The sequence below is a fragment of the Kurthia populi genome (genome assembly GCF_042686175.1).
Taxonomy (GTDB): domain Bacteria; phylum Bacillota; class Bacilli; order Bacillales_A; family Planococcaceae; genus Kurthia; species Kurthia populi.
On record NZ_JBHUOR010000045.1, the window covers coordinates 1 to 14356 of the forward strand.

Sequence of the window (14356 nt, forward strand, 5' to 3'; positions counted from 1 at the left end):
TCCTTTCTTTAGCTAGGGTTTTGTCCCAGCCTCTTCATTAATAAATTATGCTTTTTCGTAGCGTAATACCGGCTTACGTGCAGCTAACGTTTCATCTAAACGTTTAATGACTGTCGTGTGCGGTGCTTCTTGTACGATTTCAGGATTTTCTTCTGCTTCTTTCGCAATTTGAATCATCGCGTCACAGAAAGCATCTAATGTTTCTTTTGCTTCTGTTTCCGTTGGTTCAATCATTAAACCTTCTTCAACATTAAGTGGGAAGTACGTAGTTGGCGGATGGTAGCCAAAATCTAACAGACGTTTTGCAATATCCAATGTACGGACACCTAATTTTTTCTGACGGCTACCAGATAATACGAATTCATGCTTACAATGGCGGTCATATGGCAACTCATAAAATGGTTGCAGACGACGCATCATGTAGTTTGCATTAATAACCGCATTTTCTGTGACAGCTTTTAGACCATCTGGACCCATTGTGCGAATATATGTGTACGCACGTACGTTGATACCAAAATTCCCATAGTAAGGTTTTACGCGACCAATTGTTTGTGGACGGTCGTAGTCGAAGTGGAATGTACCCTCTTCTGTTTTCACTAATACTGGTTTTGGTAAGAATGGAATTAAGTCTGCTTTTACGCCAACCGGACCTGAACCAGGACCGCCACCGCCGTGAGGGCCTGTAAATGTTTTGTGTAAGTTTAAGTGAACACAGTCAAAGCCCATATCCCCAGGACGTGCTTTTGACATAACAGCGTTCAAGTTTGCGCCGTCATAATACACTTTACCCCCGACACTATGCACGATATCTGCGATTTCTAAAATATCTTCTTCAAATAAGCCAAGTGTATTAGGGTTTGTTAACATTAATGCTGCTGTATCGTCACCCACTTTTGAGCGAAGATCTTCTAAATCGACAAGACCATTTTCCGCTGTCGCAATCGTCACCGTATCAAAGCCTGCTACTGCTGCAGATGCTGGATTTGTACCATGCGCTGAGTCAGGAACTAATACTTTCGTGCGTTGTGTATCACCATTTGCTTCATGGAATGCACGAATCATCATAAGTGCTGTCCACTCACCATGCGCACCTGCTGCTGGCTGTAATGTTACTTCATCCATACCCGTGATTTCGATTAAATGTTCTTGTAGGTCATACATTAATTCTAATGCGCCTTGAACTGTTTCTTCATCTTGTAATGGGTGAATATTTGCAAATCCAGGCATACGCGCTGCTGTTTCATTCATCTTCGGATTGTATTTCATCGTACAAGAACCGAGTGGATAGAAGCCTGAATCAACACCATGATTACGACGAGATAGTGCGGTGTAGTGACGCATAATATCAAGTTCTGCTAATTCTGGTAATTCTGCTGCTTCTTCACGAATGAATTGTGCAGGTAAAATGCTTGCTAAGTCTACTTCTGGAACATCTAAAACAGGTACGCTATGGCCTACGCGACCTTCGCGAGATAATTCAAATACAAGTGGTTGATTGTCTTTATGCATGGTGGGCCTCCATTTCTGCTACTTGAGCAGCTGTTGCTTGTACAAACGCATCGATTTCTTCTTTTGTGCGTTGTTCTGTCACACAAACTAATGTGTGATTTTGAAGTTTTTCATCAACGCGACCAAGGTCGAAGCCACCGATAAAGCCTTGTGCTAATAATAATTTATTTAATGCTGTGACATTTGCTTTCACATCAACAACGATTTCGTTAAAGTGTGCACCATCAAATGCGACAGTAAAGCCTGCTGCTTCAAATTGTTGTTTCGCATAATACGTTTTCACAATATTTTGTGATGCCATTTCACGAATTCCTTGCTTGCCAAGTGCTGTCATCGCAACAGAAGCTGCTAATGCATTGAGCGCTTGGTTTGAACAAATATTAGATGTCGCTTTTTCACGACGAATATGTTGTTCACGTGCTTGTAATGTTAACACGTAACCGCGACGACCTTCTTCATCTAATGTTTCCCCAACAAGACGGCCTGGCACTTTACGCATTAATTTTTTCGTTGTTGCAAAGTAACCACAGTGCGGTCCGCCAAAGCTTTCTGGAATACCGAATGGCTGTGCGTCACCTACTGTGATATCTGCACCCATTTTACCTGGAGGAGTAATCGATGCAAGTGCTAATGGATTGGAAGAGACGATTGATAAACCTTTCACCGCATGCACAAGCTCTGAAACTTTTGTCACATCTTCTAATTGACCGTAGAAGTTCGGATATTGCACCATAACAGCTGCTGTATTGTCATCGATTTGCGCTTCAAGTTCAGCTAAATCGGTTACACCATTTGTTGCTTTCACTTCCACAACTTCGATTGATTGACCGTATGCATATGTTTTCACAACATCTTTTGCGATTGGATGAACAGCTTCTGATACTAAAATTTTCGACTTACGTGTAGAGCCCGCTGCAAGCATACCTGCTTCTGCTAATGCTGTACCGCCATCGTACATGGATGAGTTTGCTAAATCCATACCTGTTAATTCCGCAATCATCGTTTGGAATTCAAAGATAGCTTGTAATTCCCCTTGAGAAATTTCTGGTTGGTATGGTGTGTAAGCTGTATAAAATTCTGAGCGTGAAATAACGTGGTCTACGACAACTGGTTTGTAGTGATCATAAACGCCTGCTCCTAAAAATGATGCGTATTCGTCGGTGTTGGCATTTTTCTTTGCTAAGCCTGCAAGTTCTTTAAGCAATGCTGATTCTGTTTTCGCTGGTTTAATATTGTATTCCCCTTGGAAACGTACACGTTCAGGGATGTCTGCAAATAATTCATCAACGGAAGAAACGCCAATCGTCTCTAACATTTCTTTTTGGTCTTGCTCAGTCATTGGTAAGTACCGATGCTTCATTGGAAAAAACCTCTCTTTTAGTAAAATTTATTTTTGACGCTTATAAAATGGTGTTGCGACCGTTTTCACTTTCAAACGACGGTTACGAATCTCTACTTCTAGCTCTTTATCAAGCTCCGCATATTCCGCTTTAATAAGCGCTAAGCCGACATTACGTTTTGTGCTTGGTAATTGTGTTCCAGTTGTTACTTCACCGATTTCTTCATCGCCTAAAAATACTTTATAGCCATGTCGAGGTACACCTTTATCAATCATTTCAATACCGATTGATTTACGTGGTACACCTTGCTCTTTTTGTGCTAGCAACGCTTGTTTACCATTAAAATCGTCTTCTTTGTTTAATTTCACAACGAAATTGATGCCCGCTTCTAATGGTGAAATGTCTTTTGCTAACTCTTGTCCATAAAGTGGTAAGCACGCTTCAAAGCGCAATGTATCACGAGAGCCTAAGCCACATGGTACAACCGCATCTGTCGCTAAAATTTTATCCCATAATGCTACAACTGTTTCTGGTGAACCATAAATTTCAAAGCCATCTTCCCCAGTGTAGCCTGTACGTGAAATTAATGTATTATGGCCTGCAATATCAACATTTTGTGCTAAACGGAATGGTTTAACATCTGTTAATGTGAAGTCTGTTAATGTTTGTAATGCCGCAATCGCTTTTGGTCCTTGAATCGCCAATTGTCCAAAATTTTCTGAATCATTCGTGATTGTAATGTCACCAAATGCTTGTTCTTCCATCCAAGCAACATCTTTTTCAATATTCGCTGCGTTTACGACTAATAAATATTTTTCTTCACCTAATCGGTAAATAAGTAAGTCATCAACTACCCCACCGTCTGTATAACACATTGTTGTATATTGTGTTTGATCGATAGCAACTTTTGATACATCATTCGTTACGAGCTTTTGTAAATAAGCTAAGCTGCCAGGACCTTCAACGAATACTTCTCCCATATGTGAAACATCGAAAAGACCAGCTGCTTCACGAACTGCTGCATGCTCCTCTTTAATTGAACTAAATTGAACTGGTAATTCCCAACCACCAAAATCGATTGTTTTGCCGCCGAACTTAGCGTACGAATCGAATAATGGGGTACGTTTTAATGTTGACACATTAACCCCTCCTTGTTTTCAAAAAAAAACAGAGAAATCCCTTATAATTAAAGGATTTCTCTGTCCATGCACCTGAAAGTTTAACCAGAAAACTGGCTGTCATCGTGGGTGGCTACCCGAAGTAGCGCTCTCCAGAGTTGCGTCCAATACGAGTCTTTTTGCCTGAGAGATTCATAGTTTCCCATTTGCTCCTTCGGCGACACAGTCAAGTGTTCTCTCCCCATATCTTCATCCGCTTCCATTATGATCATGTAGTATTACAGGATTTCTTGTCTATATCCTAACATTCACAATTCATTCTTGCAATATAATTCGTTAAATATTTTAAATACGAACAATTAATGTTTTTATCATTAAATTATTCGCCTTTTAAACGATTCACTTGGAAGCCACAATATTCTACAATCTGTCTCAACGAACGATTTTCCGTTCGTACTGAGATATGTGTGCACTGCTTATAATATTTTCTGCGCTCGTGGTACAAATCTTCTAATTCTTGTTTCGTTGATCGTTGAACAATTGGACGATTTTTATCCTTGTGGATACGTTTCCAAATGTCTGGGAAAGTAGCATCTAAAAATAATACTAAGCCTGTTTCTCGCATGATTTTACGGTTTTTTGGGTTCATCGCAACGCCACCACCTGTGGCAATGATACAAAATTCATCACGAAAATCCATTAAAAATTCCGTTTCAATTTTTCGAAAAGCTTCTTCTCCCTTTTGTTCAAAGATTTCCGGTATAGTCATCTTTTCTCTACGAACAATTTCTGTATCCATGTCGTAGTAAGGTAACTTTAAAAAATAACTAAGTCTTCTGCCAATGGCACTTTTTCCAGAGCCCATAAAACCGACCAAATAAATTTTACGCACATTTTCACCTTCTTAATGACGACAAACAACACTGTTGCTACTCAACACTATTTTTATTTATAGTAGCATGAACATCTCCGGATTCCAACGATATTCTCTAATATATCATGAAAAAGAAGGGAATTTTTTACGGTTTATTTTGCAAATCTGTAACTGTTACAACCTCTTCATTCCTTTGCTGCATAATAAACATCCGTTTTTCAATGCGCTGCTGTTCCAAATAACGATAGTTTTCAATCGTATTTAAATACGTTGTATATGATAAAACCATTACGGTGACATAGAGCGTTGTCATCATCAAAAAGAAAAAACTAATTAGAAATAACGACCCCTGCTCATTAGCTAGTATTCGGTAAAATGATGGTTGCCTCTCTATTCTGTTGGGCACGCAAAAATTGAATTTGTACATACAATTTATCCTCTTCTACTTTAAAATTTATCGTCTTTACATTCGTCAACAGCACAACATGACCTCCCGCTTTTTCAAATGTTGAATACACAATATGGTCACGGAATATAATACGATTTTCCTCCCCTTTATTTTGATGGAAATAAACGATATTCTGTGCATCATTGTCAACTTGAACCGTCGTGCTCTCTTCTATATTTTTTGACAGAATGGTCACAAATCGTTCCCATAACATATTTTCGGGAATAATATATGATTGTAATTTTGCAATGAAAGGTGAAAATACGAGTATCATATTTAAACACAACATTAAAATGGACAACTGTAATAACGCATCTAATAACGTATAGCCTCTGTCACCTAGAAATTTCGAAGCAAATATCCTTTTGCTGCTGAAACACCTCATATTCTACGCACATCCTTTTTTCATTGCCATGCCAAAAGTAGCTTTCTCCATTATAGGTGACTCTATTACTCATCAACGTCGGCTGTTTTTTCTGCTCAAGTAATGCATTGTAAGCAATTCGATGTGCATGATAATTACGTTCAACTATATGGACCTGTTGCATCATCGTAATAAAAAGGGGAAACAGCGTCCCAAAAACAAGTAAACAAACGGCTAAGCTAAATAACGCTTCAATAACTGAAGTTCCTCGCTCCTGCTTTAGTATCGTTCTAATTTTGGTACCCCCTCCCCGATATATAAGATGATTCTGTATTTTTTCTGATCAGCTTGAAAGTGAATTTGTTTTGATTCACTCGCGGCTCCGCTATTATTAAAAGTAAGTTTATTCATGCCACTTGAGATTAATTTCATTTGTTTTGGTAACGCCATTTCTTTCATAACAATATTACCGTTATAAACTTCATAATAAAGTTGATTATTTTTTGTCATAAATAAAATCGAACTTTTTACATTTGTCCGTTCCGCAAGGCTTTGTACATATTGAATATCTTTTAAGATTTGTTCCATATATAAATCAGACTCGTGAATCGTCCATTGGCGATAGCCAAATTGTGTCGTCACAAGTAAAATCATTAAAATAATGGTTAGTACGAGAAGCATTTCAATGAATGTAAAACCTTTGCTACTTCGCAACACCTACCACCCCATCAATAAAGGTGATTTGTTTTCCCTTACAACTTCGTTCATCCGAGCCTTTTGTCAAGTAACCTTTCGTTTCTAACTCGCCAATTGACGCTGGATAAACACCTTCATCAATCCGATAAGCCTCCACCTGTCCTTGTGCCATTTTAAGATATGCATTACACCCTTTTTCATCTACTGTAGCGAAATGCTTTGTGACATTTGGAATCGCAATCAAAATAAGCACTGTAATAATAAACAACACAATCAACATTTCAATTAATGTAAAACCTTTTTCATTTTTCAATATCTTTATTCCTCCTTATACAAAATCAATCATTTGATACATCGGTAATAAAATGGCTAAATAGGCACCTAAAATACAAACCGCAATTAGGCAAAAAAACAACGGCTGTACAATGCCAAGCAACCGATTTACGAGCTGCTGTTGTTTTGTTGCAATCAATTCCCCGTACATAATAAGTTCGCGACCTAAATTCCCTCCTCTCTCTCCGTGCATAATACAACTAGCAAAATCGCGCTGAAAATACGGTACTTCTTTTACTGCTTCTGACAATAATTGTCCTCGTAAAATAAACGTATACAAATGCGTAGCCAAATAACGAATATATGGCTGATAGGTTTGTTGCTTTAAAATGGTCAACGCATCTTGTAGCGACAAGCCACTCGTCAGTAATGTGCCAATTTCTTCTGCTAGTTGCTTTGTAAACATTAATTGAAAAAATAGCCTTAGTGGATAAATACGATAAACAAACGAAAGTTGTGCTGCTACATCACGTCTTGAGCCGATTATGACCGCTCCTGCAATCGCTACAGCCACCATGCTAAATAGCACAATAAAAACATCTGGTAAATGTAATAAAAGCCTTGATACGGTCAATTCAATCCATGTTTTATGACTAGTCGTCGTAGAAAACATGGTCGACATTTGTGGTAAAAAAAACTGGCGAAAGCCAATGAGAAGAAAAACGAGAAGAAAAAAAAGGGTGAATGGATAGGTTAATAATTTAAGCATCATCTGGTTATTTTTTGTTTGGCGGTCCATCTGTGCTGCAACATGCTCTAATGCACGATGAAATTCACCACGCTGTTCTGCTAATTGCAGTGTTAATAAATAGCGCGAGGATACACCAAAGTAAAAAAAGACCGTCGTCATCGGATGCCCTTCTTTTAATAAATTCTTTATATGTGCCAAAGATATTTCTTCATTTGTCATATGATGGGGCGCTAGCATATGCAGTGAATCATAAAAGGTATAGCCTTCTGATAGTAATTTAGCGAGTTTCCCTAAAAAGGCATTTGGTTGCTTCAGGCGTTTTTTACTGCGTTGTCTAGTACGCCACTCACTGTAAATTAGTGGTGCAGAGAATTCGACCATCTCGTATACCCCTTTCATATTGTCCTTGTAATGTTTCGTCATAAGGTAGCTGAAATGAATGACCCGTATCCGCTAACACTTCGTGAATTTTTTGTTCATCTAAAATTTCAAATAAAGCACGAACATTTTGCTGTTGCTCATCTTTTATTGGCACAAGCCGCTGCGCAATAATCGCTACCAAGGTTTGACGTAAATCCTCTTTTGAAATACCTAAATCGAGTAAACGATAAATACAGCCTACTGAATCTTTTGCATGTATCGTACTAAAAACGAGATGCCCTGTCAGAGCTGCCTCTATCGCTATTTTAGCTGTTACTTTATCTCGAATTTCACCAATCATCATCACATCAGGAGAATGTCGTAAAATTGCTTTTAAGCCGACCTCATATGTAACGCCAGCACGTTCATTCACTTGCACTTGTAGTAAATGGGCTTGTGGATGCTCTACAGGATCCTCTAGTGAAATCACCTGTTTTTGCTCTGCTACGGCACATTGCTGTACGAGAGAATACAGCGTCGTTGATTTTCCAGAGCCTGTCGGACCGGTCATAAATACCAAACCTTGTCTTCTTTTAGGTAATTCATATAATGTGGCAATACTTTGCTCGAACACGCCTAGCTCATCAAGTAATTTTGCCTCGTGATGATACATCATACGTAAAATTAAACTTTCATGTGAAAAAGCAGAAGGTAATGTAGAAACGCGACATGCGAAGCGCTCCTGCTCTAAATCCATTTGAAAGGCCCCACTTTGTGGCTTTCGTTGATCGCCAATATCTAACGCAGCTTCAAACTTAAAGAATGAAATAAAGCGCGTCGCTAGTGGAATCGTCATCTCATTCATATGGAAAAGTTGATGAAATTTCCGAAAATAAACGTCATATCGTTCTCTATTGGGCAAAAAGAGAACATCACTCGCCTGAAATAACATGGCTTGCTGCAATAACTGCTTGGCTTGTTGTTCAATTTGCTGTTCGATGATGCTCAACCTCCTCAATTATTATTATAATGAGTATACGAACTTCCGTTTTTTAAAAAAAGTGCTTGTCCGATCTTTAAAAAACAGACTTTTTTAGTACATACTATTTTAAAAACAAGGAGGTTTTCATGCCATTTTTTAAAAACCCTAGGATTTTTGAGACGTTTTAGAAATTACTATGCTTATTTAGGTCGTTTGTTCTATAATGAAAGTAACAATGATGGAGGTGCATTCAAATGATCGATCCTTTAAAAATTACTAGCACACTCGCAGATGAAACGAGATACTCAATTTACCAGCATATTATTAAACAAAAAGAAGCGTTCTCTGTTCAAGAAATTGCCGATGTTTTCCATATACATCCCAATGTTGCGCGGTTACATTTAAGAAAATTAACAGATATTGGTGTTTTAAATGCGGAATTTGAAAAAACAGGGAAAGGTGGTCGTCCTGGCCGTCTTTATAAAGCAACAGACGAAGGTGTAGCATTATCCTTCCCATATCGCGATGACCGTCAATTAATGGACTGGCTGCTTGATATTCTAAGTGCATGTGGCCCTGATGCAATCGAAGTAGGGAAAAAAATCTGCTACCGTAAAGGGATGGAATCGATTCAGGAAACACTTCAAAATCGCCGTCTCTCTATGACCAATTTAAAGCTTGAACAAAAAGTTGATTTAATTACAGAAACTGCTTCTCTTGTTGGCTATATTCCAATTATTCGTGATACGGCCGACGGAAAAACAATGAAATTCACCGTTTATAACTGTCCTTTCCATAATGGCATCGCCAAACATAGTAATTTTATTTGCGACTTACATGAAGCCTTTTTAAAAGGCCAATTTGAAGCTTTATTTGATGTCACAGAATTTACACAAGTAGAAAGTATGGTTCATGACTGCAAATTCTGCTCGTATCATGTCGGTATTTAAGGTATTAGCCTCGTTGAAAAATTTCAGCGGGGCTTTTTTATTTATAACGCGCATTAAAATCTATTATTTTTTGAGGTTTTCCAATTAACACTATTGACATAGTGTTAACGTCATCTTATAATAATTCTCGTAGCTTAACTTTATCCCTCCCATTTTATATGGTGAGAAAACATCCCCTAGATGAAGATATTTGCACATATCTTCCAAGTTGAAGAGGCATCCATCGCCTCTTTTTTTATGCCGTTTTTTGCAAACAAAAAAGGAGAGCATTCACCCTCCTTCACTAACTATTAAAAACCATTTAAAAATGGATTACTTTCCATTTCTTCAAATACAGTCGTTGCTTCACCATGCCCTGGATAAATTATCATATCCTCATCAAGTGATAATAATTTTTCATCAATGGATTGCACCAAAACCTTCATATTACCATCAAGTAAATCCGTACGACCAATACTTCCTTTGAATAGTGTATCTCCTACAATTGCAAAGCCCTGGTCCTCAAAGACAAACGATACACTTCCTGGAGAATGGCCTGGTGTATGGCGTACATCAAATGTGAAGGAGCCAATCGTCATATTCCCCTCTTTTGAAAAGAATTCATCCGCATCATGCGCCGTAACATCCGGAATTTCACGATATTTCCCTGAGCCATTTAACGAAGGGCTCCCTAACCATTTTGCTTCGTTTTTATGCACATACACCGGAATCGTAAATGCTGTGCGTATATCATCTACAGCGCCAATATGATCAAAATGGGCATGCGTTAATAAAATAGCGACTGGCTTTAAATTTGCTTTGCGCAATTTTTTTATTAATTGCTCCCCTTGATCACCTGGATCAATAATTAATGTTTCCTTATTTGCATTTGAAATAAAGTAACAGTTCTCCTGTACTAATCCTACAACATAGCGTCGAATATTATACATTTCTCTCACCTCTTGCTCATTATAACGGCAGACTAACACAACTGCCACTTTATGCCATATAAAAAAACTGTTCAATCAACAAATCGCCCACATGTTTATTATAAACATCGTCGCGACTCATCGATTCAAACAGTTTATTGTCGGTAACCTTCTTTTTCTAAGCGCAGTTCCTCTGCCCGTAAAATATGGCGTGCCTTTTGATATTCTCGAACATCTAAAATGCCCGCTTCGTATAATTCCTTAATATCTGCTTCCATCATACGCAGGTCGCCAATACGGTTTTTCGTATAGACAAATGTGCCAAATCGTTTTAAATATTGTCGGATGTCTTGCATATTTTCAATTTGATCAATGTCGATGACGCGTTTAGCCATGTGTTTCTTCCTTTCGTACTTGCTTACAATGAATCCATTCAAGCTCTGTCAAAATACTATCTATAGGATAATCATACGTATCTTTTGGTACTTTTGCAACCATCTGAGCCGCAAAGCAAAATGCCACCGTTTCCCCTTTGTACTGTGGCAAATAGCGGTCATAATAACCGCCTCCGTAACCAATGCGATAGCCTGCTTTATCAAAAACAACCCCTGGTACAACAAGTAAATCGATGTCCCGCGGTGTGACATATTGCGTACGCGATGGAACAGGCTCTAAAAGCGCCATATAGACCGTTTCTAGCTCCTCAAAATCGCTAAAAATATAAAAGTCCATTTCATGCGTTTCTGGCTTACAGCGTGGCACAGCGACCTTTTTCCCCATTGACCATAGCGTTTGAATAAGCGTACGTGTTTCAACTTCTGGAAATGCTGATACCGTTAAGCCAATAATTGCTGCTCGCTGCACTGCCTCGCTTTCTAAAAAACGCTGTTGTATTTGTTGTGACCATGCTTCATATGTAGCAGCATCTAGTTGTTTCAAAAACTGTTGTATTTGTTTGCGCAAATCTTTTTTCTCCATTATAATCCCCCTTAAAATAGAAAAAGCCAGTCTCAAAGGAGGCTGGCAAGAAGCGTGATTACTTAGTTTCACGGTGAAGTGTCATTTTGTTATCACGAGAGCAATATTTTTTTAGTTCTAAACGTTCCGGATTGTTACGTTTGTTTTTCTTAGTAATGTAGTTACGTTCACCACATTCTGTGCAAGCTAATGTAAGATTAACGCGCATTGTGTTATCCCTCCCACTCGTTATATTTTTTTAGTGAGCATGATTTATACGACTAGCCCATTATATCACATTGGTTAAAAAAATCTACAAGTATTTCGTTTTTTTTATGTTACAATGTAGTCAATTAGCATAATTAGCTTTTTTTAGTTAATTTGCGCTAGATACTACATATTGGAGTGATGAAGTTTGGATTTATCGATTATCTTAATGGGCGCAGGTATCCTCGTAATCATCGTGTCATTGTTTATGAGTCGCTCAAAAACTATGGACGAAGACACCGAGGACATCTCTGTCACATTATACAAAGAAACCTCCCAAATCAAACGGCGCTTAAAAGTAATTGAAGAAGAATTATTACTTGAACAACCTACCTTTAAAGCCCCTTCATCAAAACCCGCTACATCAGGCATTCACCAAATTTTAGTTAGCCAAGTACTTGCATTGCATAAACAAGGATATACGATTTCACAAATTGTCGAACGCTCTTCTCTTACACCACAGCAAATCGAAAAAATTATTGCTACGGGAGGAAAACTATTATGAGTGCTTCACTTCGCTCCTTTGGCATTGGCCTTTTCGTTGCTGGCGCAGTACTTGGTATGGTGCAGCTCACATCGAAAGAAAGTCCTGACACGCAACAGAGCGTGAAAGACACGTCAACAACTGCTACAACTGTCAAAACACTTGAAAAAGAAAATGCCGCACTAAAAAAAGAACTTACGGCACTTGAAAAAAAACTTAAAAAGCAGCAGCAAAAACAGCCAGCAAAAAAAGAAACAGCACCAGCAACTTATACATTACATATTGAAACGGGTATGGGGACAACTGAAATAACGAATACGTTACAAAAGGATGGCATCATTTCCGATGCGCGTGAATTTGAACAATATATTATCGATCAAGGTCAGGCTACTCGATTGCAAAACGGCTCGTTTACACTTCAAAAAGATATGAGCTACGCCGCTATTTTAAAGGCATTGACGAACTAAATAAAAAGAGGCTGAAAACATGTCATTTTCCTTTTTTAGCGTTCGCAACGAAAAGCCGGAACCGCGCTACAGCGCGATTCCGGCTTTTCTTATACTCATATGAACGTTTTTATACGTATGTCCCAGCCTCTTTTTTAATCAAAAGCATAATGCTTTCCTTTTACTAAATAAAACAGTGATTCTGCCAAATTCGTCGCATGATCTGCTGCGCGTTCGATGTATTTACATACAAATGACAACTGCTGTAGCTGACTCTCTGCGCCAGTTTGTGTATGGGTTGCTTCTAATAATTCAGTTAGTGCCTCGCCATATAGCGCATCAATTTGATCATCCATTTCAGCGAGCACCTTTGCCTCGAGTAAATTTTCCGTAATAAACAATTGCAGCATATCACGTAGCATTTTTACTGCCAGGCCCCGCATACGATCAATTTTTTCAATTGGTAGCATTAATTCTGTCTCACCAAGACGAATCGTTTCTTTTGCGATATTTACGGCATAGTCTCCGATACGTTCCATTTCGCTCGCCGCCTTTACAATGACCATCACCCGACGTAAATCCGTTGCCACTGGCTGCTGCTTTGCAATTAGTAATAGTACATCGTCTTGGATATGCTGCTCTAGGCGGTTAATAAAACGATCTTGATCAATAAGTACCCATGCTTTTTCAACATCTTTTTGTAATAATCCATCTACTGAGCGATCAAAAGCATGAATCGCTAATTCACATAAATCGACAAGACGCTGCTGCACACGCGTAAGCTCTTGCTCATATTTTTCACGAACAACCATCATCATAGCCCCCTAGCCTAGCCGAATCGTCCAGAAACATAATCTTCTGTGCGTTTATCTGTTGGATTTGAGAAAATTTTATCTGTCGTATCAAATTCAATGACCTCACCATTTAAGAAAAAGGCTGTTTTATCTGAAATTCGCGCCGCTTGTTGCATATTATGCGTCACAATAATAATCGAGTAATTTTCTTTTAGCTCTTGTACAAGTTCTTCTACCTTTAATGTCGAAATTGGATCAAGTGCCGAAGTTGGCTCATCCATTAAAATAACATCTGGTTCAATCGCCAGACAGCGTGCAATACAAACACGTTGTTGCTGCCCACCTGATAAACCATATGCATTGTCATGTAAACGGTCCTTTACCTCATCCCAAATGGCCGCACCGCGTAGTGACTGCTCAACAATTTGATCTAATACTTTTTTATTTTTGATGCCATGAATACGCGGTCCGTACGCAATATTATCGTAAATTGATTTTGGAAAGGGATTCGGCTTTTGGAACACCATTCCCACCTTTGTACGTAGCTCCTCTACCGAATAGCCTTTATCTAAAATATTGTGCTGACGATAATTAATTTCTCCCGTTGTACGCACACCTGGTACGAGCTCTACCATACGATTTAATGTTTTTAAATACGTCGATTTCCCACAGCCAGACGGTCCAATAATGGCCGTCACATTATTTTCTTGAATATTTAAATTAATATCTTTTAACGCATGATTATTGCCATACCATAAATTTAATTGATTCGTTTCATAGACATTTTCACGCTGTTTATTTTTTAAAACCTGCATCTCTTTTTTGGCTTGTTGTT

General features: G+C 38.5%; 19 protein-coding genes and 2 riboswitches. Of the genes, 3 read left to right on the top strand and 16 right to left on the bottom strand.

The window, feature by feature from the left end:
* Positions 1 to 45: 45 nt before the first annotated feature.
* The 10 genes from gcvPB to comGA form a co-directional block, all read right to left on the bottom strand.
* A complete protein-coding gene (gene gcvPB, locus ACFSY7_RS09770) occupies positions 46 to 1509 on the bottom strand; it encodes an aminomethyl-transferring glycine dehydrogenase subunit GcvPB (protein WP_126990269.1) in 1464 nt (487 codons plus the stop codon).
* On the bottom strand, positions 1502 to 2869 hold the full coding sequence (gene gcvPA, locus ACFSY7_RS09775) for an aminomethyl-transferring glycine dehydrogenase subunit GcvPA (RefSeq protein WP_139992351.1): 1368 nt from the start codon (positions 2867 to 2869) through the stop codon (positions 1502 to 1504). Before gcvPA ends, gcvPB begins: the two co-directional genes overlap by 8 nt.
* 27 nt (positions 2870 to 2896) lie before the next feature.
* Positions 2897 to 3988, bottom strand: coding sequence for a glycine cleavage system aminomethyltransferase GcvT (gene gcvT, locus ACFSY7_RS09780; protein ID WP_380147721.1), 1092 nt, complete (start codon positions 3986 to 3988; stop codon positions 2897 to 2899).
* A gap of 58 nt (positions 3989 to 4046) precedes the next feature.
* Positions 4047 to 4125: riboswitch (glycine riboswitch) on the bottom strand.
* 3 nt (positions 4126 to 4128) lie between these two features.
* A riboswitch (glycine riboswitch) is annotated at positions 4129 to 4220 on the bottom strand.
* A gap of 126 nt (positions 4221 to 4346) precedes the next feature.
* Complete coding sequence (locus ACFSY7_RS09785) at positions 4347 to 4859, bottom strand: shikimate kinase (RefSeq protein ID WP_126990272.1); 513 nt, start codon at positions 4857 to 4859, stop codon at positions 4347 to 4349.
* A 127-nt stretch (positions 4860 to 4986) separates the two neighbouring features.
* Positions 4987 to 5157 carry a hypothetical protein gene (locus ACFSY7_RS09790; RefSeq protein WP_380147722.1) on the bottom strand — a complete coding sequence of 57 codons (171 nt, stop codon included), beginning with the start codon at positions 5155 to 5157 and terminating at the stop codon, positions 4987 to 4989.
* 40 nt (positions 5158 to 5197) lie between these two features.
* Entirely contained in the window at positions 5198 to 5503 is a 306-nt protein-coding gene (locus ACFSY7_RS09795) for a ComGF family competence protein (protein ID WP_380147723.1), read from the bottom strand.
* Positions 5504 to 5932: 429 nt separating this feature from the next.
* Entirely contained in the window at positions 5933 to 6367 is a 435-nt protein-coding gene (gene comGD / locus ACFSY7_RS09800) for a competence type IV pilus minor pilin ComGD (RefSeq protein ID WP_380147724.1), read from the bottom strand.
* Entirely contained in the window at positions 6357 to 6662 is a 306-nt protein-coding gene (gene comGC, locus ACFSY7_RS09805; RefSeq protein ID WP_126990275.1) for a competence type IV pilus major pilin ComGC, read from the bottom strand. The genes comGD and comGC overlap by 11 nt, the downstream gene beginning before the upstream one ends.
* A gap of 15 nt (positions 6663 to 6677) precedes the next feature.
* Positions 6678 to 7754: a competence type IV pilus assembly protein ComGB gene (gene comGB, locus ACFSY7_RS09810; RefSeq protein WP_380147725.1), complete on the bottom strand. Its 1077-nt coding sequence runs from the start codon at positions 7752 to 7754 to the stop codon at positions 6678 to 6680.
* A complete protein-coding gene (gene comGA / locus ACFSY7_RS09815) occupies positions 7720 to 8742 on the bottom strand; it encodes a competence type IV pilus ATPase ComGA (RefSeq protein WP_370323597.1) in 1023 nt (340 codons plus the stop codon). The genes comGB and comGA overlap by 35 nt, the downstream gene beginning before the upstream one ends.
* 227 nt (positions 8743 to 8969) lie before the next feature.
* Here comGA and ACFSY7_RS09820 point away from each other — a divergent pair, with 227 nt between their 5' ends.
* Positions 8970 to 9665, top strand: a complete 696-nt coding sequence (locus ACFSY7_RS09820; RefSeq protein WP_126990277.1) for a helix-turn-helix transcriptional regulator — start codon at positions 8970 to 8972, stop codon at positions 9663 to 9665.
* Positions 9666 to 9955: 290 nt separating this feature from the next.
* Here ACFSY7_RS09820 and ACFSY7_RS09825 read toward each other — a convergent pair whose 3' ends face one another.
* The 4 genes from ACFSY7_RS09825 to rpmG all read right to left on the bottom strand — a co-directional run bounded on the left by ACFSY7_RS09825 (position 9956) and on the right by rpmG (position 11759).
* Positions 9956 to 10594, bottom strand: coding sequence for an MBL fold metallo-hydrolase (locus ACFSY7_RS09825; protein WP_380147726.1), 639 nt, complete (start codon positions 10592 to 10594; stop codon positions 9956 to 9958).
* Between the two features lie 134 nt (positions 10595 to 10728).
* The gene (locus tag ACFSY7_RS09830) at positions 10729 to 10968 is read right to left on the bottom strand and encodes a YqgQ family protein (RefSeq protein ID WP_126990279.1); all 240 of its coding nucleotides are present in this window, start codon (positions 10966 to 10968) and stop codon (positions 10729 to 10731) included.
* Positions 10961 to 11551 carry a 5-formyltetrahydrofolate cyclo-ligase gene (locus tag ACFSY7_RS09835; protein WP_380147727.1) on the bottom strand — a complete coding sequence of 197 codons (591 nt, stop codon included), beginning with the start codon at positions 11549 to 11551 and terminating at the stop codon, positions 10961 to 10963. The genes ACFSY7_RS09830 and ACFSY7_RS09835 overlap by 8 nt, the downstream gene beginning before the upstream one ends.
* Positions 11552 to 11609: 58 nt before the next feature.
* A complete protein-coding gene (gene rpmG, locus ACFSY7_RS09840; RefSeq protein WP_126990281.1) occupies positions 11610 to 11759 on the bottom strand; it encodes a 50S ribosomal protein L33 in 150 nt (49 codons plus the stop codon).
* Between the two features lie 186 nt (positions 11760 to 11945).
* Here rpmG and ACFSY7_RS09845 point away from each other — a divergent pair, with 186 nt between their 5' ends.
* Positions 11946 to 12302, top strand: a complete 357-nt coding sequence (locus ACFSY7_RS09845) for a helix-turn-helix domain-containing protein (RefSeq protein ID WP_139992361.1) — start codon at positions 11946 to 11948, stop codon at positions 12300 to 12302.
* Positions 12299 to 12748: an endolytic transglycosylase MltG gene (locus ACFSY7_RS09850; protein ID WP_380147728.1), complete on the top strand. Its 450-nt coding sequence runs from the start codon at positions 12299 to 12301 to the stop codon at positions 12746 to 12748. The genes ACFSY7_RS09845 and ACFSY7_RS09850 overlap by 4 nt, the downstream gene beginning before the upstream one ends.
* Before the next feature lie 134 nt (positions 12749 to 12882).
* Here ACFSY7_RS09850 and phoU read toward each other — a convergent pair whose 3' ends face one another.
* Both phoU and pstB read right to left on the bottom strand, forming a co-directional pair.
* Positions 12883 to 13539 (bottom strand): phosphate signaling complex protein PhoU, encoded by a 657-nt coding sequence (phoU, locus tag ACFSY7_RS09855; protein WP_380147729.1) that lies wholly within the window; start codon positions 13537 to 13539, stop codon positions 12883 to 12885.
* 17 nt (positions 13540 to 13556) lie between these two features.
* Positions 13557 to 14336, bottom strand: coding sequence for a phosphate ABC transporter ATP-binding protein PstB (gene pstB, locus ACFSY7_RS09860; protein WP_139992762.1), 780 nt, complete (start codon positions 14334 to 14336; stop codon positions 13557 to 13559).
* Positions 14337 to 14356: the final 20 nt, after the last annotated feature.

What these genes read in the sequence shown, in the direction of transcription:
- phoU (WP_380147729.1), bottom strand. Translation starts at nt 13,539, where the DNA reads ATGGTTGTTCGTGAAAAATATGAGCAAGAGCTTACGCGTGTGCAGCAG.
- gcvPA (WP_139992351.1), bottom strand. Translation starts at nt 2,869, where the DNA reads ATGAAGCATCGGTACTTACCAATGACTGAGCAAGACCAAAAAGAAATG.
- ACFSY7_RS09830 (WP_126990279.1), bottom strand. Translation starts at nt 10,968, where the DNA reads ATGGCTAAACGCGTCATCGACATTGATCAAATTGAAAATATGCAAGAC.
- ACFSY7_RS09790 (WP_380147722.1), bottom strand. Translation starts at nt 5,157, where the DNA reads ATGATGACAACGCTCTATGTCACCGTAATGGTTTTATCATATACAACG.
- ACFSY7_RS09850 (WP_380147728.1), top strand. Translation starts at nt 12,299, where the DNA reads ATGAGTGCTTCACTTCGCTCCTTTGGCATTGGCCTTTTCGTTGCTGGC.
- ACFSY7_RS09795 (WP_380147723.1), bottom strand. Translation starts at nt 5,503, where the DNA reads ATGTTATGGGAACGATTTGTGACCATTCTGTCAAAAAATATAGAAGAG.
- gcvPB (WP_126990269.1), bottom strand. Translation starts at nt 1,509, where the DNA reads ATGCATAAAGACAATCAACCACTTGTATTTGAATTATCTCGCGAAGGT.
- ACFSY7_RS09825 (WP_380147726.1), bottom strand. Translation starts at nt 10,594, where the DNA reads ATGTATAATATTCGACGCTATGTTGTAGGATTAGTACAGGAGAACTGT.
- rpmG (WP_126990281.1), bottom strand. Translation starts at nt 11,759, where the DNA reads ATGCGCGTTAATCTTACATTAGCTTGCACAGAATGTGGTGAACGTAAC.
- pstB (WP_139992762.1), bottom strand. Translation starts at nt 14,336, where the DNA reads ATGCAGGTTTTAAAAAATAAACAGCGTGAAAATGTCTATGAAACGAAT.
- ACFSY7_RS09820 (WP_126990277.1), top strand. Translation starts at nt 8,970, where the DNA reads ATGATCGATCCTTTAAAAATTACTAGCACACTCGCAGATGAAACGAGA.
- comGB (WP_380147725.1), bottom strand. Translation starts at nt 7,754, where the DNA reads ATGGTCGAATTCTCTGCACCACTAATTTACAGTGAGTGGCGTACTAGA.
- ACFSY7_RS09835 (WP_380147727.1), bottom strand. Translation starts at nt 11,551, where the DNA reads ATGGAGAAAAAAGATTTGCGCAAACAAATACAACAGTTTTTGAAACAA.